Source organism: Methylobacterium sp. Ger2507 (assembly GCF_055231875.1).
The window spans coordinates 3337501-3357152 of record NZ_JBUYVC010000001.1 but is presented as its reverse complement, the minus strand read 5'-3'; the positions used below and the strand labels follow the sequence as shown (position 1 = coordinate 3357152).

The following is a 19652-nucleotide window of genomic DNA, read 5'->3' as shown; positions in this document are numbered from 1 at the left end:
GATCACTCGGAGATGCGTGTCGAGGACCGAGGGGCGGTGCCGGACTGCCGGCGTTCTGCCCAGTCCCGGTCCCGCGCGGCCTGGGCGGCGCGGACCTCGGCGGACCAATGCTCCCATGCGGGATCGACGGGGCGCGGTCGCTTCGCCGCGCGGGTTGCCGCCCGTTTCCGCCGGGCCTCGTCCGCCTCCTTCTGCCGTCGCACCTCGTTGGCCGTGATCGGCTCGGGAGGCGGCTTCGGCTCACCAGCCCGCTTCGGGGCCGGGTCCGGCCGGGTCCACGGGGAGGGGCCGGTGGGCTGGGGCCGGCGCGGCGCATCCGCCGAGCCGGGTCGCGGCGCATGGGCTCGATCGACCAGGGCCAGCGCTTCGGCCAGGCTCAGGCCGGCCGCCGCGGCCACTCGGGTCGCGGCGGCGCGTGCCGCCGCCCTTTCTCCGGACGTGGCGCCGCGCTCCATCAGCGCTCGGCATTTCGCGAAGCGGACGCGATCCAGGATCGAGGGCTGTTTAATCGATGCTCCTTTGGACGTCTCGACGATCTCACCGAGGCGCAGCCCTACGCCCAAACTCGGCGCCCCGCCTCTGGTGATGGCGGTCATCCACAAGGCAGGCCCGATGCGGGGCGCGTGCGTCAGGGCACCGCCGACCGGCCCTCCGCCTTCCTACAACAAGGCGGGCCTCGGCCCCAGACATCGCAGGTGACGCTTCGTTCCACATCCGGCCCAGGAGATTCCCCATGCTTGTCGCAGGTTCGATCCGCTGGCTCCTGGCCGTTTTCGCGTTGATCTCGCCGTTCGCGGCCGCGACCTGCAGCGACGCCGCCCGTCAGCCGGAATCGGAGACGAACGTGGTGTACCGCCACTTCCTGTAGGGTCTTCCGCATCGGGTCTTTCGCGGCCCCGTTGCATTCGGTGGCCAAACCCGCGACCTTGCCGGCCCGGCTCTAGGCCTCCGACCCGTCGAGCATGTCCGCCTTCACCTTCATCCACGCCGCCGACCTGCATCTCGGCAGCCCGCTGAGCGGGCTCGCCCTCAAGGATCCGGACATCGCCCGGCGCTTCGCCTCGGCCGGCCGACGGGCCTTCGAGGACCTCGTCACGGCTGCGATCGAGCGGAGCGTCGCCTTCCTGATCGTGGCCGGCGACGTCTATGACGGCGACTGGTCCGACAACACCATCGGGCTGTTCTTCGCCCGGCAGGTCGCCCGCCTCGACCGGGCCGGCATCCCGGTGATCCTGGTACGCGGCAACCACGACGCCGAGAGCGTCATCACCCGCTCCATCACCCTGCCGGCCTCCGTGCGCAGCTTCTCCGCGACCCGGGCCGAGACCCACCGCCTCGACGAGCTCAAGGTGGCGCTGCACGGGCGCAGCTTCCCCAACCGGGCGGTGGAGGAGAACTACGCCCTCACCTACCCGGCCGCCCTTCCGGGCTGGTTCAACATCGGCATCCTGCACACCTCCTGCACCGGCCATGCGGCCCACGCCACCTACGCCCCCTGCTCGGTGGCGGACCTGACGGGGCGGGGCTACGCCTACTGGGCGCTCGGCCACGTGCACGACTACGCCGAACTCGCCCGCGACCCCTGGATCGTGTTTCCGGGCAATCTCCAGGGGCGCAGCATCCGCGAATGCGGCCCCAAGGGCGCCGTCGCGGTGTCCGTCGCCGACGGACGGGTCCAGGGCGTGGAGCGCCTGATCGTCGACCAGGCCCGCTTCCACCACCTGGAGGTCGATCTCTCCGGTCTGGCCGGCGAGCGCGAGGCCGTCGTCGCCATCGAGGAGGCCCTGCGTCCCCTCGGCGCGGCGGCCGCCGAGCGGCTCATGGCCGTGCGGGTGCGGCTGCACGGCGAGACCCCCGCCCATGACCGCCTCGCGGCCGACCGCGACGGGCTCACCGCCGAGATTCAGGCCGCTGCCCACCGCATCCACGAGGATCTCTGGCTGGAGCGCCTGAGGATCGAGACCGCCCGCCCGCGCCGCGCCGTCACCGAGGCGCGGCCCGACGCCTTCGCGGCCATCGATCCCGCTACCCTGCTGGAGGCGGTGGACCGCGACCCCGAGTTCCGCGCCCGCGCCCGGGCGGCGCTCGCCGAGATCACCGCCAAGATGCCGGGCGGCCTCGCCGAGGCGGAAGATTTCGGCGCCGACCTCGATGCGCTCTGCGCGGAGGCCGAGGCGGTGATCCTCGGTCGCCTCTCCGGCCGCACGTGCTAGAGGCTTTCGTTCTCGTTTGTCCTGTCGGGAGAACCGGTTTCCACTTAGCTCCCTGACAAACGCCAGACGGCGGCTCGGCGGAGCGGGCGTGTCGCTGGTCCGCAACCGGCGCCCGTCCCTGGCTCACGTCCCTGGCTCACGTTCCTGGCTCACGTCCCTGGCTCATGTCTCCGGCGTACGTTCCGGAAAACGGCTCGGGAGATGGCGGGGTGACGGGCCTGCCATGTGCGGGGCCCGACCGGCCGCTTGCGGAGATCGCCGGCGGAGATCAAACGTCTGGCCCCGACTCCCGGACACTCGCCGCCCAAGGTCCCGATGCGCCTCCTCTCGCTGGCCCTCGAACGCTACGGCCCCTTCACGGGCCGCACCGTCACGTTTCGTGAGGATGCGCGCCTGCACGTGGTTCTGGGGGCCAACGAGGCCGGCAAGAGCTCGGCCCTGAGCGCCGTCACGGATCTCCTGTTCGGCATCGAGACGCGCACCCGCTACGACTTCCTGCACGACATGCCCCAGATGCGGATCGGCGCCGAGATTCGGGCCGCCGACGGTCGCCGCCTCGGCTTCCGGCGGCGCAAGGGCACCCGGAACACCCTCGTGGATGCCGCCGACGCGGCCCTGCCCGAGGACGCCCTGGCGCCCTTCCTCGGCGGCCTGTCGCGCGACGTGTTCTGCCGCGCCTTCGGCCTCGACGCCCGCTCGCTGCGGGCGGGGGCGGCCGAGATGATGGATGCCGAGGGCGAGGTCGGCGCCAGCCTGTTCGCGGCGGCCTCTGGCCTGCGCGGCTATAGCGGCCTCCAGGCCGAACTGGACGGGGAGGCCGCCGGCATCTTCATGCCGCGCGCCGCCCAGAGCCGGACCTTCTACCAGGCGCTCGGCCGCTACGACGAGGCCCGCAAGGCGATTCGTGCCGGGGAACTCCGGGCCGGCGACTGGCGCGACCTCAACGGCGAGATCGAGGCTGCCGGCGCCGCACTCGACGAGATCAAGGCGGCGCGAGGGCGCCTCGCCGTGGAGCAGGCCCGCCTCGCCCGGCTGCGCCGGGTCGGGCCCCTGCTCCAGGCCATCGACGCGGTGGCCCTGCGGGCCGAGGCCGAGGCCGATCTGGTCACCGTCCCGGAGGCCTGGATCGATCGGCTCGGACAGGCGCTGGCGAGCCTGCGGGCGACGGGCGAGGCCGTCACCCGCACCGAGGCCACTGCCGCCGAGGCGGTCCTGGCCCTGGAGCAGGTGCCGGTGGACGAGGGTGTGCTCGCCCGCGCAGACGCGATCCTGGAGGCCTTCCGCGGCACCGACCGCTTCGACAAGGGTGGCCTCGACCTGCCCCGCATCCAGGGCGAGGCCGACGGCTTCGCCCGCGAACTGGCCCAGCTCGCGGCCCGGATCGGGCTGCCCGATGCCGAGGCCCTGCGCGCCCGCCAGCCGTCCGACGCGGCGCGCACCCGCATCGAGGGCCTGATCCGCGCCGGCCGCGAGGACGCCGCCGCGCTCGCCCGCCTGCGCCAGGACCTCGCCGCACGCCGCAGCGAGCGGGATCGGCTCGCCGCCGCCCTTCAGGGCGCCGGCGGCCTCGTCGATCCGGCTCCGCTGCGGGCCGACCTCAAGCCCTTCGCCACCCTGCGGCGCGACCTCGACCGGCGCGACGACCTCGACGGTGCCCTGACCCGCGAGGCCGCCTCGATCCGGACGCAGGCCGCGCGCCTCAGCCCCCCGATCCCGGATCTGGCGGCCTTCACCGCCGGGCGCCCACCCTCGGCCGAGGCGGTGACGCGATACCGGCGCACCCTCGACACGGCGATGCGCGAGCGCGACCGGGCCGCCGACCGGCTGTCGGTGGCGGAGACGGCGGTGGCCCAGCGCCAGGCCCGTCTGCGGGCCCGCGCCGCCGGGCGGCCGATCCCGACGCGGGACGACCTCCTGGCCCTGCGCAACCGCCGCGACGGGCTCCTGGCCGCCCTCCCCGGCGGGGCGCCGGAGGAGTTCGCCCGCTTCGGCGCGGCCCTGGCCGCCACCGATCGCGCGGCCGACGATCTCGTCGCCGATGCCGCCCGTGTCGCCGAGCAGGATGCCGATCATCGCAGCCTGGAGGCCGAGCAGGCCGAGGCCGCCGCCGCCGCGGAGGCGCTCGCCGCCTGCGACGCCCGCCTCGCCGAGGGCGCGAGTGCCTGGCGCGCGGCCTGGGCGCCGTGCGGAATCGACCCCGCCGCCCCGGCCGAGATGGCCGCCTGGCTCACCGAGGTCGAGACCCTCCAGGATTCGGCCCAGGGTCTGGAAACCACCCGGCTGGAGCAGGCCCGCATGGCCGCCCGGGTCGAGGCCTGCCGGGCGCCACTCGCCGATCTCAGCCGCCGGGCCGGCCTGTCCGACCTCGACGGCCTCGATGTCGGGCGGATGCTGGCCCGGCTCGAGGACCGGCTCGCGGAACTCGCCCAGCGCTGGGACACGGTGCGCGAGGCCAAGGGCCGCGCCGAGGCGGCCGCCGAGCAGATCGCCGCCACCGAGGCGGCCCTTGCCGACGGGGTGGCTCGGCAGGCGGCGTGGCGCACGGCCTGGGGGCCTGCCCTCGCCGAACTCGGCTTGGCGGCCGAGGCCGGGCCGGACGAGGCCGAAGCGGCCCTCGTGGCGTGGCGGGCGGTGCCGGCGGCCCTGTCCGAGCGCGACAACCGCCTCGCCCGGGTCAACGGCATCCTGCGCGACCTCGACGCCTATCGGGGCGCGGTCGCGCGCCTGACCGAGGCGGTCGCGCCCGATCTCGCCGCCCTGCCCCCCACGGCCGCGATGAAGGCGCTCCACACCCGCCTGCAGAACGCCCTCCGGGGCGAGACCCGCCGGACCGAGCTGGCGCGCCAGCGCGACGCGGCCGAGGCCGCCCGGGCGCAGGCGGCCCGGGCGGCGGAGGGCGCGCGCGCCGAACTCGCCGGCCTGCTGGCGGAGGGGCCGGCGGGCGCCTTGCCGCCCGGCACCGATCCGGAGGTGCTGCATGCCCGCCTGACCGCCCGCCGGGCGTGCCAGGCCGAGCTTGCCGAGCGGCGGGCCGAACTGGCGCGCATGGCCGACGGCCATGCCGAGGCGGACCTGCGGGACGAACGCGCCGCCCTGACCGGCGACGACATCGAGGGCCTGCTCGCGAATCTCGCGGCGGAGGAGGACGACCTCGACCGGCGCGGAAAGATCGCCTTCGCCGATCGCGACCGGCACGAGCGCCGCCGTGCCGAACTGGAGAACGGCATCGGCGCCGAACTGGCGCTCGCCCAGCGCAAGGCGGCGGAGGCCGAGCTTCAGGCCAATGCCCGGCACTGGGCGGTGCTCAAGCTCGCCAGCCTGATGCTGGGGACCGCCATCGGCCGCCACCGCGCCGGCCAGCAGGACCCGCTCCTCACCCGCTCGGGCGACCTGTTCCGGGCCCTCACGGGTGGAGCCTTCTCGGGCCTCGCCCAGGATTACGACGCCTCCGACACGCCCCGCCTCGCCGGCCGGCGCGCCACCGGCCCCCTGGTTCCCGTGGAGGGCCTGAGCGAGGGCACCCGCGACCAGCTCTACCTCGCCCTGCGGCTGGCCTACCTGGAGGATTACGCCACCCGCGCCGAGCCCGCCCCCTTCATCGGCGACGATCTCTTCCTCACCTTCGACGATGCCCGCACGGCCCACGGACTCGAGGCCCTCGCGGCGGTGGGCGACACGATCCAGCCGATCCTGTTCACCCACCACCGGCACGTGGCGGACCTCGCCCGGGCGCGGCTCGGCGATGCGGTGGACGTGCTCGATCTGTAAGGCGCGCCGGCCGGACGGGACGGCTCAGAAGCGGTAGCCGAGGCCCGCACCCACGACGAACATGTTCAGGTCGACCGCGACCGCCACGCCGGCGATCGTGTAGGACTGGCGCGGCACGAAGACGTACTTCGCCGAGGCGTTCCCGAACCAGTTGCCGACGAGGTGATAATCGAAGCCGGCCTGGAGCACGGCGCTGGTCTGCGCCTTGAGCGAGAAGTCGGGAATCTCCTTCGCCGGGTTGATCGCGATGGGGGCGGTCACGGCGACGCCGACCCCGAGATAGGGATTGAAGCGCGCGCCGGGCAGGAGGTGATACTGCACGATCGCCATGGCGGCGGCGTTCCAGATCGATCCGATCGCCAGGTCGCCGACCAGCGAATTCCGGATCTTCGGGCGAATCCGGACCGCGCCGACCTGGCCCTCGATGGCGATGTGATCCGTCAGGAAGTACGACACGTCGCCGTCCGGCAGGAGAGCGGTGGGCGTCTTGTTCTGCCCGCCCACGATGGCGATGCGGGAGGTCTGCTCGACGGGGATCGTCCCCATCAGGCGGCCGCGCACGAGCCAGTCCCCGGCCCGCAGGCCCGTCTCCGTTCTGTCGGGGGGCGGAGGTGACCGATCCGCCGTATCGAGGGAACGCGGGGGCGGCTCCGCCGCCTGGGCAGCCCCGACTCCCGGCGCGAGCGCGAGGCAACCGGCCAAGCCGCCGATCAAGCTGCGGGCCAAGCTGCGGGCCAAGCCGCCGGCCAAGCAACCGGAGAGGACCAGGCTTGCGGGAGCGGGGAGCGTCGACATGGGGTGTGCTTTCGGAGGTCCGGACCGCGCGACGATCTCGGGGGCTCTAAGGACCGGAGCGGCGAAGCGTTCCGAGGGGTCCAGGCATGACCTAGCCAGGAGAATTGATAAAACTCTTAAGTATGCTGATTTCCGTGTCTTTAAATGTCGGTCTCTAGGGTCTTGCAGGTGAATAACTACCGGTTGCATTTATATTATTCAGATAAAAGTCAGAATATCGATGTGTGCCGATGATGTGCGTCCCCGGGGATCTCGGTTTCTCTTGAATGAGAAGAGCTATGATCGTCATCAGTGACCGGAAGGATTGTTTGACGGCGAGTTCGTTCTTGCCGGGAGCGATATGCAATGATGCTTGATCTCTATACGCTGCACTTTGCCAGCGCTGCCAGTCGGTGCGCCTACGTCGTCGTTTTCCTCGTGATGGCCCTTAGCCAGCGCCAGCAGACGTATCTTTGGCAATGGATGGGCGCCATGGGAGCGTCGATGCTCGGGTCGCTCATCATGATGCGGGTTCCTTCGGAGACTTCGCCTCCGTTCTGGATCACGATGATCGTCTATTGGCTGTACGGCGGAAGTCTGGTCCTGTCTTGGACGGGCCTGCGCAGCTTCTTCGGCCGCCCCGTGAGGATCGATCTCGCCCTCGCGTTGGTTGCCCTTCCGGGCATCCTCCCGCCGCTCCTGCTCTGGGCCGAGGCCTCCACCCGGCTGGCCTTCGCCGCCGTCTTCGCCTGCTGCCTCGTCGTGGTCCTCCTGTCGGCCTACGAGACGGTGCGCCTGTCGCCCGGCACCGAACGTCTCTGGTCGCAGTCGATCGAGTCCTTCGCTTTCGGGTCCTATGCGCTGGTCTTCATCGCCTCGATCCTGGTCCTGGTCGGGACCGACTGGCCGATGGCCTCGGCCGAGAGCGAGCGCGCCTCCATGATCCTGGATCAGGTCATGGGCGTCTTCGTCTATTTCGGATACGTCGCGATGGCGGCCGAGCGGGCCAATCGCACGCTGCTGCGTCAGGCCGAGACCGATCCGCTCACGGGGCTGTCCAACCGCCGCGGCCTGCAGAAGATGCTGCGGCACCGCTTCCCGGCCCCGGGCCAGCATCCGGTGGGCGGCGTCCTGATCCTGGACATCGACCGCTTCAAGTCCATCAACGACCGGTATGGCCACGAGGGCGGGGATTTCATCCTGGCCGCGTTCGCGGCCCGGATGAAGGCCGCCCTCAGGGCGACGGACATGATCGCGCGCTGGGGCGGCGAGGAGTTCCTCGTCGTACTTCCGGGCGCCAATCCGCAGGAACTTCGGCTCGTCGCCGAACGATTGCGGGTGAGCGTCGCGGACCGGCCGTTTCTCCTTCCGGCCGGGGCGCTGCCCGTGACGGTCAGCATCGGGGCCGCCATGATGGGGCCGGACGAGCCGAGTTTCGAGGGCGTCACGCAACGGGCCGACACCGCGCTCTACCGGGCCAAGGCCGACGGCCGGAATCGCGTCTGCTGCGAGCCGACGCCCCCACCGGAATCCGGGCTGGCGGTCCAGGGCGTCGACCTGTCGCTCGTACCCTTGCCATCTGCGGCCCTGCCGCTCGCCGAACTGCGTCTGGTCTAGGTGCGGGATCTTGTGGCGTGATCCTGGGCCGACCAGCGCGCTTGAGCTGCTCGGCCTTCGGTGAGGCCTGCGCTCTCATCTCCGATCCAGGAGGACCCCTCGTGCCCGGGCGCTTTCGTTAAGCGCCCGGGCGATAGGCCTTCCCGGTCAGGAAACCCTCAACACGGCAGATGGAACCAGGGTTGCTCCGATGTTCGTCCTCATTCTGGATGATGCGCCGCTCAACAACCTGCTGATGGTCGAGGCCATTCGCGACCTGCCGGGCTGCATCCCGCGCGATTTCCTCGATCCCGCGGATGCCCTGGCCTTCGTCCGCGAGGATCCGGAGGAGATCGGCGTCGCGATCTGCGATTTCGAGATGCCGGGCATGAGCGGCATCGACTTCATCCGGACCGCCCGCATGGTTGCGGGCTTCGAGCACGTTCCGGTGATTATGGTGACGAGCCTCGACCAGCGCAGCCTGCGCCGGGAGGCCCTCGCCGCCGGGGCCACCGATTTTCTCAACAAGCCCTTCGATCCCATCGAGGTGCGGTCCCGCGTCACGAACCTTCTGGCCCTCAACCAGGCGCGCCGGGTGCAGATCGACCGCGTGGCCTGGCTCGATCGCGAGGTGAAGGCCGCCACGGCGCTGATCGCCGCGCGCGAGCGCGAGATCATCAACCTGCTGATGAAGGCCGCCGAACATCGCGATACGGAGACCGGCAACCATGTGGCGCGGGTCGCGGAATCCGTGACCCTGATCGCCGAAGAACTGGGGCTTGCCCCGGAGAGGGTGGAGCAACTCAGTCTCGCCTCCACCATGCACGACGTCGGCAAGATCAGCGTTCCGGATGCCATTCTGCGCAAGCCCGGACGCCTGTCGGAGGAGGAGCGGCGCGAAATGGAGACGCATGCCGAACGGGGCCGCCGCATCCTCGAAGGCAGCGCCTCGCACCTCGTCCAGCTCGCGGCAGAGATCGCCGCAACCCATCACGAGCGTTGGGATGGCGGCGGCTATCCGGCCGGTCTCAGCGGAGAGGACATTCCGCTCTCCGGGCGGATCGTTGCGGTGGCGGACGTCTACGATGCGCTCACCTCCGACAGGCCCTACAAGAAGGCTTGGTCGCATACGGATGCGGTGCTCCACCTCCAGGCGGAATCCGGTCGTCATTTCGATCCCGCTTGCGTCGATGCCTTTCTGAAGGGACTCGGCCGCCGGGCATGAGGCCGGCCGGACTCATTCCCATTTCCCGTTATTTCTCGCGTCAGGAAGATTTGCCTTAATCCTGATCCGCGCCACCGGGCGATGAATGGAAGTTTTCGGCAAACAAGCTCAGGATGTCGATAAACGGTCCTGAGGCAACGTGGCCTCATGAGAGCCGACAAAGCCGCCACGCCTGCTACCACGTCTGCTATCAAGTCTGCTGCCGGGTTTCGCGCGAGCCAGAGCGGCGGCGTCCTTGTTCTTGCAGCCCTCGTCTTCCCGGTCCTGACGGGTCTGAGCGCTGTGGCCATCGACTATGCCTCGCTGGTCAAACGGCGGGCCGAGCTCCAGCGCGCCGCCGACAGCGGCGGCATCGCGGGCGTCAACCCGTTCAAGCTCGCGAATGCCGACGATGCGGCGGCGATCCGGACCGCGAAGGAGCGGCGCAGGGCGACGCACCTCCGCCTCGCCCCCCCTCCCTCCCGAGACCCATCAGCAGGCACCCTCGCGCCGACCGCCACCGTCACCGCCAGGGCGAAACCGTGATGGGCCAAGATCGCGTTCAGGCATCCCGGCGTGCGGGCCGCCGCCACAGCGCGCGCCCGAGGAGAAGCCCGAGGCGACGGCAGAACAGGGCGAGCCCGACGCACCAGGCGAGGCCCGCCAGGAGGGCGTTCGCCAGGGCCGCGAGCCCGGTGGCCAGTGCCAGCGCCCCACGCCCGAGGAGCGCCAGGGCGGCGCGGGTGCGGGGTCCCAGCCGCTCGCTGAGGCGGACCGCGCGGGCCACATCGGTCGGATCGCGGGCGAGACCGAGCACCTGCAGCACGCCGCGCTGGCCGGTCCGGCGCCCGAGCACGACGGCATCGCCGGCCAGGGTCGTCAGCCGCGCCACCGTACCGGGCCGGATGGCGAGACCGGCGGCGGCCCGCGCGCCGATGAGGTCCAGGCGGGACGAAGCGGCGACCGCGCGGGCCACGGCCTCGCGATCGAGGCCGGCGCGCAACGTGCGGCCGAGGCTCGCGGCGAGCGCCGGTGAGAGCCGGCCGCCGCGCCGTGCGACCTTCAGCACGGTCATGCCCGCACGCGGGCCCGCCCCGGCTCCGGCCGTCCAGGTGGCGACGGTGAGCGGCAGGCCCACCAGGGCCATGCCGAGGAGAAGCGGATCGTAGGGCTCGGCACGAGCGTAGCGCGTTCCCTCGCGCAGGAGGTCGCGGATGTCGCCGAGGCCGGTGACGTCGGCGGCGAGCGATCCCGCGAGACCCGCCGCTCCCTCCGCCTCGCCCGAGACCGCGCCGGTGGCGAAATCCCGCGCCGCGCGCGCCACCCGTCCCTGCGCCAGGGCCTCGACGCGCAGGCGCCGATCCGGATCGACGGGGAGGCCGCGGGCATCGGCCAGAGCCAGGAAGCTCAGCGCCAGATCCTCGTCCTCGGCCGCGAGGGCGGCATCGAGCCCCGCTGCCAGGCGCTGCGGCGTGGCCGCCCGTTCCAGGCGGATCTCCGCCAGGGTGCCGGGATCGTCGGTCGCCGCGAGAAGGCGGCCCGCGAGGACAGCGGGTGCGAGCACCGGCGCCGCCGCGACCGCCAGGGCCGCGCCGGTCGCCAGGAGGCCGATCCAGCCCGCCGCTGCCCGTCGTCCGCGCGCCGCAGCGTTCATCGAGACGACACCGTCGCGCAGGCGCATCCCCGCCTCCGCCGTCACGCGGCCTCCAGGCCATAGCGCTGGTGCAGGCTGCTGGCGAAGCGGTCGGCGAACTTGGCCGTCGCCACCGGCAGGGTGCGACCGCGCAACTGTCCCAGGATCAGCGTCATCGGGGCGAGGTCGCGGGCGTCGATGGGGCGGAAGCGCAGGCGCGGATCGTCGGGGATGCCGCTCGGCACCTGCAGGCTGACCGCGTCCTCGCGCAGGACGAGGTTGCGCAGGAATTCCAGCGAGCTCGACTCGATGACGGGCGTCAGCGGCGTGCCGCGGCGGGCCAGCGCGTCGTCGAGGTGGTGGCGGATGGCGAGCGACCGGTCCGGCAGGGCCATCGGGTGGGCGAGGCAGTCCCGCAGGCGCACCGGCCCGGCCTCGGCGGCCAGGGGATGCCCGGCCCGGACCAGGGCGCACAGGGTCTGGCGGCAGGAGAACAGCACCTGCATGTCGGCGGAGGGCGGCGGCTGCAGCACCAGGGCGAGATCCGCCTCGAACTGCGCCAGCGCCGCCACCGCCTGGACGTGGTCGCGCACCTGTACGGTGAAGGTCACCTGCGGGAATTGCGCCCGGTAGGCCTCGACCTCGTCCGGGACCACGTGGTTGACGAAGGCCTGGCTGCAGGCCAACGCCACGTGGCCGCGCCGGACCCCCGACAGGTCGGCGATCTGCGAGCGCACCCGGTCGAGGTCGGCGCGCTGGTCGCGGATGTGGCGCACCAGCAATTCGCCGGCGGCGTTCAGGCGCATGCCCTGCGCCACCCGCTCGAAGATCGGCGTGCCGAGCTCGTACTCGATGTCCTGGATCTGCCGGGTCAAGGCGGACGGCGTGATGTTGAGCCGTTCCGCCGCCCGGCGGATCGCGCCGTGCCGGGCAACCTCGGCCACGTAGGTGAGAATGCGCAAGTGCTTCATCGCGGGAGCCCGACCGTCACGCCACCCTGTTGCCCGACCGGCAACGGGGCAGTCAAGAAACAGCACTCGCGTGCAACAGGCGACAGCCCTAGCCTCGGTCTACGAGATTTGAGCCTCGGCACACGAGACGTGCCTTCCGGAGCCCTGCCATGATCCGCCGTCGCACCCTCCTGGCCGGCCTCGGCGTTGGCATCCTGGCCGCGCCCCTCGGCCTCCCCCGCCCGGCACGCGCGCAAGGCCCGACGGTGATCCGGATGGGCTCCCTGAAGCTGATCCACTCGATCGCACCGCACTTCTACGAGCAGTTCACCCCGACCGGGTACAAGGTCGAGGTCGTGCCGTTCGAGAGCCCCACCGAGTGCAAGAACGCGGTGGTGACGAAGTCGGTGGATTTCGGGACCTTCGGCATCGCGGCCGGCACCCTCGGGGCGGCGGCGGGCGAGCCCCTCGTCATCATCGCCTCCACCTGCAACCGCGGCATGGCGATCATTGCCAAGAAGGATGCGGGTATCGCCACCCTCAAGGACCTGAAGGGTCGCCGCGTCGCCCTCTGGCCCGGCTCGACCCAGGAGGTCTTCGCCCTGGAGCGCCTGCGCCAGGAGGGGATGAGCGTGAAGGACATCACGCCGGTGCGGATCTCGTTCTCGGAGATGCACATCGCGCTGGCACGCGGCGACATCGACGCCTATGTGGGCGCCGAGCCGGCCCCCGGCGTGAGCCTCGCCAGCGGCATCGGCACCCTCGTCGAGTATCCCTACGGCACCGAGATGGGCGCCCTCAACATGGTGTTCGGCGCCCATGCCGACACCACGGCGCAGCGGCCCGAGATCGTCCGCACCATGCTGGAGATCCACCGCAAGGCCACGGAGTTCGCGCAGGGCAACCGCGAGGCGATGATCGCCATGGCGGTGGCCAAGCTCGGCCAGAAGCGCGAGGCGCTGGAACTCTCCGCCCCGAACGTCGAGCTGAAGTGGAAGCTGGGCGAGACCGAAATCGCCCAGGCCAAGGTCTATGCCGACCGCATGCTGGCCCTGAAGCAGATCAAGCGCCTGCCCGATTTTTCGACCTTCATCGACACCCGCTTCGTCGACGCGATGAGGGACGCGTGAGCCCGGCACAGGCCGCCGTCGCGGCGGCCCCCGTGCCGGAGGCGGCGCCCCGTCCGCGCCCCGCGCTGACTTGGAGCCGCTTACCCTGGGGGCGCCTGCGCGAGGCCGCCCTGGCGGTCGCCATCCCGGCCGTGCTGGTGGTGGTCTGGCATGTCCTGACCACCGGCCGGGCCTACAGCCTGATCCCGCCGCCCGCCGAGGTGTGGACGGCGCTGGTCGACCTCGCCGTGGGGGGCATCAACGACGACGCCTTCAGCGCCACCCTGCTCACGCATCTCGGCGCCTCGCTGTCGCGGGTCTATGGCGGCTTCGCCCTGGCGGTGCTGTTCGCGCTGCCGCTGGGTCTCCTCATCGGGCGGGTGCCGCTGATGCGCCAGCTGCTCGATCCGACCTTCCAGATCCTGCGGCCGGTGCCCGTCACCGCCTGGCTGCCGCTGGCCATGATCCTGTTCGGCCTCGGGCCGCGCTCGGCCTACTTCCTGGTCTTCCTCGGGGCGTTCTACCCCATCCTCGTCAACACCATCTTCGGGGTGCGCTCGGTGGAGCCACGGCTGTTCGAGGCGGCCGCGATGCTCGGCTGCCGGGGCTCGGCCCAGTTCGCCCGGGTGGTGCTGCCCGCCGCCCTGCCGTCGATCTTCACGGGGCTGCGCCTCGGCCTCGGCTTCGCCTGGGTGGTGATCGTGGTCGGCGAGATGACCGGTGTGCAGACCGGCCTCGGCGCCATCATCATGGAGGCGCGCCAGCTCTCCCGCACCGAGATCGTCATCTGCGGCATGATCGTCATCGGCGTCGCGGGCTTCCTGTCGGACCGGATCGTCATGGGGATCGGCCGCCGTCTCCTCGCCTGGAGTCCTTCTCATGGGTGATCCGACCCTCCCGATCCTCGAGATCCGCGACGTCGGAAAGACCTTCGCGGTCCAGGGCAAGACCGTCACGGCCCTGAAGGGCGCCAACCTCACGGTGAAGCGCGGCGAGTTCGTCTGCCTGCTCGGCGCCTCGGGTTGCGGCAAGTCCACCCTGCTCCGCATCACGGCGGGCTTCGAGTCCGCCACCTCCGGCGAGGCCCTGATGTGGGGCAAGCCCATTGCGGGCCCCGATTCCTCGCGGGGCATGGTGTTCCAGGATTACGGCCTGTTCCCCTGGCTCTCGGTCCGCGACAACATCGGCTTCGGTCCGAAATCGCGCGGGCGTCCGGCGGCCGAGATCCGCGACACGGTGGCCCGCTACATCGACCTCGTCGGCCTCGGTGCCTTCGCGGACGCGCATCCCCACCAGCTCTCGGGGGGCATGAAGCAGCGCGTCGCCATCGCCCGCGTCCTCGCCAACGAGGCGGAGGTGGTGCTGATGGACGAGCCGTTCGGGGCCCTCGATGCCATGACCCGCGAGCGCCTGCAGGACGAACTCCTCGACCTGTGGCGTCGCACCGGGCTCACCGTGCTCTTCGTCACCCACGCCATCGAGGAAGCGATCTTCCTCGCCGACCGCGTGGTGGTGATGTCACCGAGCCCCGGCCGCATCGACGCCGTCCACGACATCACCCTGCCCCGCCGCCGCGACGTTTCGAGCCCGGCCTTCAACGACGTGCGCCGGATGCTCTCGGCCCAGCTTCACAGCCACCACGGCCGCGTGGCGGCGTGAGGGGCGGCCGTGACGGGTCGTCTCTCTCGAAGAAAGAGGGGGACGCGCCTCTTTTGAACGGGCCGCCGCCGCGACCCAGCGTTTCATCGCCATCGCCGCATCGCCGCCCATGACCGAACCCGATATCTCCGATCCCCGCCGCCCCGAGCATCGCCTCGCCTACCGGGCCGCCATCGACCGCCCCCGCCTCGTCCTGCCGGGAGGTAAGCACGTGGCGATCTGGCCGGTGGTGAATGTCGAGCACTGGCTCATCGACAACCCGATGCCGCGCCAGATCCTGGTGGCGCCGACGGGCGCGCCGCTGCTGCCCGATCTCGCCAACTGGGGCTGGCACGAATACGGGATGCGGGTCGGGTTCTGGCGCGTCCTCGCGGCCTTCGCGGCGCGGGGCCTGCGCCCGACCCTGTCGATCAACGGCTCGGTCTGCGGGGCCTATCCCCGCGTGGCGGAAGCCGCTCATGCCGCCGGCTGGGAGTTCATGGGGCACGGCTTCCACCAGGTGCCGACCCACCGGATCGCGGACGAGCCCGCGATGATCGCCCGCACCCTCGCGGCGATCCGGGCCGTGACGGGCGCCAACCCGCGCGGCTGGCTCGGCCCCGGCCTCACCGAGACCCTCGACACCCCGGACCACCTCGCCGCCGCAGGCCTCGACTATGTCGGCGACTGGGTGGTGGACGACCGGCCCAGCCGCATCACGACGGCCACGAAGCCCCTCATCGCCCTGCCCTATTCGGTGGAACTGAACGACATCCCCCTGCTGGCGATCCAGCACCATCGCGCCGACGAGTTCGTGGCCCGGGCGCTGGCCCAGGTCGATCGCCTCGCGGCGGAAGCGGCGGGCGACGGACCGTTGAGCGGCGCGAAGGTCATGAGCTTCGCCATCCACCCCTACATCACCGGGGTGCCTCACCGCATCGGCCTGCTGGAGCGGCTCCTCGAGGCGCTGTGCGCCCGCGACGACCTCTGGTTCGCGCAAGGGGGCGACCTCGTCGATTGGTATCGGGGAACCGGCGATGATGCCTGAGGCGGAGTGGCGCGACCTCGATCGCGCGGCGTTGAGCCGGGCCTACGACAATTCCGCCGCGGTGGCCGACAGCGCCGCCCGTCTCGCGGAATGGCGGGCGCGCAGCGCAGCCTTCCGGGCCCGGCCGGGCCACAGCCTCGACCTCCCCTACGATCCGGGCCCACCCTATGGTGCCGGGCCGCGCAACCGGATCGACCGCTTCGGCTGCGGCCGCCCGGGAGCGCCGCTCCTGGCCTTCATCCATGGCGGCTACTGGCAGCGCAATGCCAAGGAGGGCTTCGCCTGCCTGGCGCAGGGACCGATGGCCCTCGGCCTCGACGTGGCGTTGATCGGCTACACCCTGGCACCCGATGCCTCCCTGACCCGGATCGCGGCCGAGATTCGGTCGGCCCTGCGCACCCTGCGCGCCGGAGACGCGGCGGCCGGTCTCGGGCGCCGGCGCCTCGTGGTCTCGGGCTGGTCGGCGGGCGGACACCTCGCCGCCCTGGCGCTCGACGGGCCCGAGGCCGATGCGGGCCTGGCGATCAGCGGGATCTTCGATCTCGCGCCGATCCGCGGCACCACCCTCGACGAGGCGCTTCGCCTCACGCCGGGGGAGGTCGAGACCCTGTCGCCGATCCGCCGGATGACCCGCCCTGGCGCTCCGCTCGTCCTCGCCTACGGGGCGGACGAGCTGCCCGAGCTCCGGCGCCAGTCACGGGACTATGCCGCCGCCCGTGCCGCGGCGGGTCTCGAGACCCGCTGCCTCGCGCTGGAGGGGGCGGATCATTTCTCGATCCTCGAGACCCTGATCGACCCGGAGGGGGCCCTGGCCCGCCTTGCCGCCGAGCTCGCCCACGCGTGAGCCGCGGGCGGATTCGCGCCCCGAGTCTTGGAGGCGCCCGGCGTCAGCGTTCTTTCCACGCTTTGGCGATCTGGTCGGTCAGGGGCTTGGTGAGATAGCTGAGCACGGAACGGTTGCCGAGCTGCATGAAGGTCTCGACCGGCATCCCCGGCACCAGCCGCAGGGGGCCGAGGCGGTCCTTCTGATCCTCGGGCACCCGGATGCGGGCGGTGTAGAAGCTCATCCCGGTCTTCGGATCGGTGGTCACGTCCGCCGAGACGCGGCTCACCACCCCGTCGATCTCCGGGGTGGTGCGCTGGTTGAAGGCGGAGAAGCGCAGCACCGCCGGCTGGTCGATGCGGACGTTGTCGATGTCCTGGGGCTGGATCTTGACCTCGACCGCGAGCTGGTCGGCCTCCGGCACGATCAGCATGGCGGCCTCGGAGGGCGTCACCAATCCGCCGATGGTGTGCACCGTCAGCTGGTGGACCGTGCCCGATTGCGGGGCGCGCATGTCGACCCGCTTGAGCTGGTCCTCGGCGGTCACGCGCTTCTCGACGTATTCCGACCACTTGCCGCGAATTTCCGCGAGGTCCTTGCCGGTCTCGGTGCGCATGTCGCCGTCGATCTGCAGGATCTGCAGCTCGGTCTCGGCGATCTTGCCCCGCGCCGAGGCCGTCGCGGCGACGAGCTGTCCGCGCTCGCCGTCGAGGCGGGCGGCGTCGCGCTCCAGGGCGTTGACGCGGGCCAGCGGCACCAGGTTCTTGGCGTAGAGTTCGCGCACGCCCGTGAGCTCGCCGGTGATGAAGCCGACCTCGCGGGCCTTGGCGGCGACCTGCTCGGTCAGGCCCTTGATCTCTTCGCGCAACTGCTGGACGCGCTCGCGCAGCTGCGCCTTCTGGCCCTCGCGGCCCGCCACGCGGGACGTGAACAGCCGGGTCTCTCCCTCGATCAGGCGGGCCACCGCCGGGTCGCTGCCCGCGCGCGCCAGAAGTTCGGGCGGAAAGGTGATCTGCTCGGCTCCGTCGCGCTCGGCCTCGTCGCGGGCGCGTCGGGCCGAGAGCTCGTCGAGCGCCTTGAGGACGATGTCGAGGTTGGCCCGGACCTGGGTCTCGTCGAGGCGGATGAGGATGTCGCCGGCCTGGACCCGCGAGCCCTCGCGCACCCGGAGCTCGCCGACGACGCCGCCGGTGGGGTGCTGCACCTTCTTGACGTCGGATTCGACCACGAGCTGGCCCGGCGCGATCACGGCACCGGAGATGGAGGTGAAAGTGGCCCATCCGCCGACGCCGACCACCAGCACCGCGCCCAGGCCGAGGGCGAGGGCGAGGTGGCGGCGGATCGAGCCCTGGGCGGTGGGGCGCGGCGCCGTCAGGGCGGGATGGAGATCGGTCGGGCTGAGGGCGACGGCCATCATGCACTCTCCTGCAGGGCGCCGGGGGCGGCCCGTGTTTCGACGGGAACCGAGGCCGGGCGCAGCACGCGCTTGAGCACCTCGTCCTTGGGTCCGAAGGCCTGGACCCGGCCCTCGGCCATCATCAGGATCAGGTCGACGGCGCCTAGCGCCGACGGCCGATGGGCGATGACCACGCAGATGCCGCCGCGCCGGCGCACCCCGATGATCGCCTGGGTCAGGGCGTTCTCACCCTCGGCGTCGAGATTGGCGTTGGGCTCGTCGAGAATGACCAGGAAGGGATTGCCGTAGAGTGCGCGGGCGAGGCCGACGCGCTGGCGCTGGCCGGCGGAGAGGCCTGCCCCGCCCTCGCCGATGCGGGTGTCGTATCCCTCGGACAGGCGCAGGATCAGGTCGTGCACGCCCGCCGCGCGGGCGGCCGCGATCACCGCCTCGGAGGGGGCCTGCGGATCGAAGCGGGCGATGTTCTCGGCCACCGTGCCGGCGAACAGCTCGACCTCCTGGGGCAGGAAGCCGATATGGGGGCCGAGATCGTCGGCCGTCCACTGGTCGAGGGCGGCGCCGTCGAGCCGGACCTTGCCCCGGAGGGCCGGCCAGACGCCGACCAGGGCGCGCACCAGGCTCGACTTGCCCGAGGCCGAGGGACCGATGATCCCGAGGCCCTGGCCGGCCTGGAGCGCGAAGGTGACGTCCTGAACCACGAGGCGCGGGGTTCCGGGCGGCGCCACGCTAATGCCTTCGACCTGGAGCGAACGGATGGGGGCCGGCAGCGGATGGGGCCTGTCCCCCGCCGGCATGCGGGCGAACAGCTCGGACAGGCGGGCCCAGGACTGGCGGGCCTGGACGAAGCCCTTCCAGTTGGCGATGGCGAGCTCGGCCGGGGCGAGCGCCCGCGCCACCAGGATCGAGGAGGCGATGATGATGCCGGCCGAGGCCTGACCGTTGATGACGAGGTAGGCACCGAGCGCCAGCACGCCGGATTGCAGGGCCATGCGGAAGACCTTGGACCCGGCGCCGTAACCGCCGGCGATGTCCGAGGTGCTCTGCTGGGACAGCATGTAGTCGCGGTTGGCGATCGCCCAGCGGGTGGCGAAGCGTCCCTGCATGCCCATGGCGGCGAGCACTTCGGCGTTGCGGCGTCCGGATTCGGCGAGGCCGTTGCGGCGCAGGCCGTGGCCGGTGGCGGTCTGGGCCGGCTGCTTGGTGGCCCGGTCGGTGAGGAGGCCGAGCATCGCCAGCACGGCCGCGCCGATCAGGGCGGCGACGCCGATCAGGGGATGGAACAGGAAGCAGATCAGCAGGTAGATCGGCATCCAGGGCAGATCGAAGAAGGCGGACGGACCCGACCCGCCGAGGAAGGCCCGCAGGGCATCGAGGTCCCGCAGGGGCAGGAGGCCGTCGCCGGGGGCGGCCCCCTTGAGCGGGGCGCGCACCACGATGTCGAAGACGCGCCCGCTCAGGGACTCGTCCAGGGCCGCGCCG

General features: G+C 71.8%; 17 protein-coding genes (1 of these 17 running past the window's edge). 11 read left to right on the top strand and 6 right to left on the bottom strand.

Annotation, left to right across the window (positions count from 1 at the left end):
- Window positions 1–2 precede the first annotated feature (2 nt).
- Entirely contained in the window at window positions 3–455 is a 453-nt protein-coding gene (locus ACV7NL_RS15525) for a hypothetical protein (protein ID WP_463356141.1), read from the bottom strand.
- Between the two features lie 278 nt (window positions 456–733).
- Here ACV7NL_RS15525 and ACV7NL_RS15520 point away from each other — a divergent pair, with 278 nt between their 5' ends.
- The 3 genes from ACV7NL_RS15520 to ACV7NL_RS15510 all read left to right on the top strand — a co-directional run bounded on the left by ACV7NL_RS15520 (window position 734) and on the right by ACV7NL_RS15510 (window position 5981).
- Window positions 734–868 carry a hypothetical protein gene (locus tag ACV7NL_RS15520; protein ID WP_274533540.1) on the top strand — a complete coding sequence of 45 codons (135 nt, stop codon included), beginning with the start codon at window positions 734–736 and terminating at the stop codon, window positions 866–868.
- Between the two features lie 94 nt (window positions 869–962).
- Window positions 963–2213 carry a metallophosphoesterase family protein gene (locus tag ACV7NL_RS15515; protein WP_056180991.1) on the top strand — a complete coding sequence of 417 codons (1251 nt, stop codon included), beginning with the start codon at window positions 963–965 and terminating at the stop codon, window positions 2211–2213.
- Between the two features lie 315 nt (window positions 2214–2528).
- A complete protein-coding gene (locus ACV7NL_RS15510) occupies window positions 2529–5981 on the top strand; it encodes an AAA family ATPase (protein ID WP_463356140.1) in 3453 nt (1150 codons plus the stop codon).
- 24 nt (window positions 5982–6005) lie between these two features.
- Here ACV7NL_RS15510 and ACV7NL_RS15505 read toward each other — a convergent pair whose 3' ends face one another.
- Window positions 6006–6776 carry an OmpW/AlkL family protein gene (locus ACV7NL_RS15505; RefSeq protein ID WP_463356139.1) on the bottom strand — a complete coding sequence of 257 codons (771 nt, stop codon included), beginning with the start codon at window positions 6774–6776 and terminating at the stop codon, window positions 6006–6008.
- A gap of 345 nt (window positions 6777–7121) precedes the next feature.
- Between ACV7NL_RS15505 and ACV7NL_RS15500 the strand changes: the two genes are divergently transcribed.
- From ACV7NL_RS15500 to ACV7NL_RS15490, 3 genes are all read left to right on the top strand, one after another.
- Window positions 7122–8372: a GGDEF domain-containing protein gene (locus tag ACV7NL_RS15500; RefSeq protein ID WP_463356138.1), complete on the top strand. Its 1251-nt coding sequence runs from the start codon at window positions 7122–7124 to the stop codon at window positions 8370–8372.
- 190 nt (window positions 8373–8562) lie between these two features.
- Window positions 8563–9576, top strand: a complete 1014-nt coding sequence (locus ACV7NL_RS15495; RefSeq protein WP_463356137.1) for an HD-GYP domain-containing protein — start codon at window positions 8563–8565, stop codon at window positions 9574–9576.
- Between the two features lie 147 nt (window positions 9577–9723).
- Window positions 9724–10101 carry a pilus assembly protein TadG-related protein gene (locus tag ACV7NL_RS15490; RefSeq protein ID WP_463356136.1) on the top strand — a complete coding sequence of 126 codons (378 nt, stop codon included), beginning with the start codon at window positions 9724–9726 and terminating at the stop codon, window positions 10099–10101.
- A 16-nt stretch (window positions 10102–10117) separates the two neighbouring features.
- Here ACV7NL_RS15490 and ACV7NL_RS15485 read toward each other — a convergent pair whose 3' ends face one another.
- On the bottom strand, window positions 10118–11254 hold the full coding sequence (locus tag ACV7NL_RS15485) for a hypothetical protein (RefSeq protein WP_463356135.1): 1137 nt from the start codon (window positions 11252–11254) through the stop codon (window positions 10118–10120).
- On the bottom strand, window positions 11251–12159 hold the full coding sequence (locus ACV7NL_RS15480; RefSeq protein ID WP_056180971.1) for a LysR family transcriptional regulator: 909 nt from the start codon (window positions 12157–12159) through the stop codon (window positions 11251–11253). Before ACV7NL_RS15480 ends, ACV7NL_RS15485 begins: the two co-directional genes overlap by 4 nt.
- 149 nt (window positions 12160–12308) lie before the next feature.
- Between ACV7NL_RS15480 and ACV7NL_RS15475 the strand changes: the two genes are divergently transcribed.
- The 5 genes from ACV7NL_RS15475 (at window position 12309) to ACV7NL_RS15455 (ending at window position 16777) form a co-directional block, all read left to right on the top strand.
- Window positions 12309–13268, top strand: coding sequence for an ABC transporter substrate-binding protein (locus ACV7NL_RS15475; RefSeq protein WP_463356134.1), 960 nt, complete (start codon window positions 12309–12311; stop codon window positions 13266–13268).
- On the top strand, window positions 13265–14134 hold the full coding sequence (locus ACV7NL_RS15470) for an ABC transporter permease (protein ID WP_082504277.1): 870 nt from the start codon (window positions 13265–13267) through the stop codon (window positions 14132–14134). Before ACV7NL_RS15475 ends, ACV7NL_RS15470 begins: the two co-directional genes overlap by 4 nt.
- Window positions 14127–14906 (top strand): ABC transporter ATP-binding protein, encoded by a 780-nt coding sequence (locus ACV7NL_RS15465; RefSeq protein ID WP_056180968.1) that lies wholly within the window; start codon window positions 14127–14129, stop codon window positions 14904–14906. The genes ACV7NL_RS15470 and ACV7NL_RS15465 overlap by 8 nt, the downstream gene beginning before the upstream one ends.
- 109 nt (window positions 14907–15015) lie before the next feature.
- On the top strand, window positions 15016–15933 hold the full coding sequence (locus ACV7NL_RS15460; protein WP_463356133.1) for a polysaccharide deacetylase family protein: 918 nt from the start codon (window positions 15016–15018) through the stop codon (window positions 15931–15933).
- Window positions 15926–16777 (top strand): alpha/beta hydrolase, encoded by an 852-nt coding sequence (locus tag ACV7NL_RS15455; protein WP_247637404.1) that lies wholly within the window; start codon window positions 15926–15928, stop codon window positions 16775–16777. The genes ACV7NL_RS15460 and ACV7NL_RS15455 overlap by 8 nt, the downstream gene beginning before the upstream one ends.
- Before the next feature lie 43 nt (window positions 16778–16820).
- Here ACV7NL_RS15455 and ACV7NL_RS15450 read toward each other — a convergent pair whose 3' ends face one another.
- Window positions 16821–18170 carry an HlyD family type I secretion periplasmic adaptor subunit gene (locus ACV7NL_RS15450; RefSeq protein ID WP_247637403.1) on the bottom strand — a complete coding sequence of 450 codons (1350 nt, stop codon included), beginning with the start codon at window positions 18168–18170 and terminating at the stop codon, window positions 16821–16823.
- On the bottom strand, window positions 18170–19652 hold the 3' portion of the coding sequence (locus ACV7NL_RS15445; RefSeq protein ID WP_056180959.1) for a type I secretion system permease/ATPase. Its footprint extends 257 nt past the window's final position; the window shows 1483 of its 1740 coding nt (coding positions 258–1740); its start codon lies beyond the right edge, outside the window; it ends in the stop codon at window positions 18170–18172. The genes ACV7NL_RS15450 and ACV7NL_RS15445 overlap by 1 nt, the downstream gene beginning before the upstream one ends.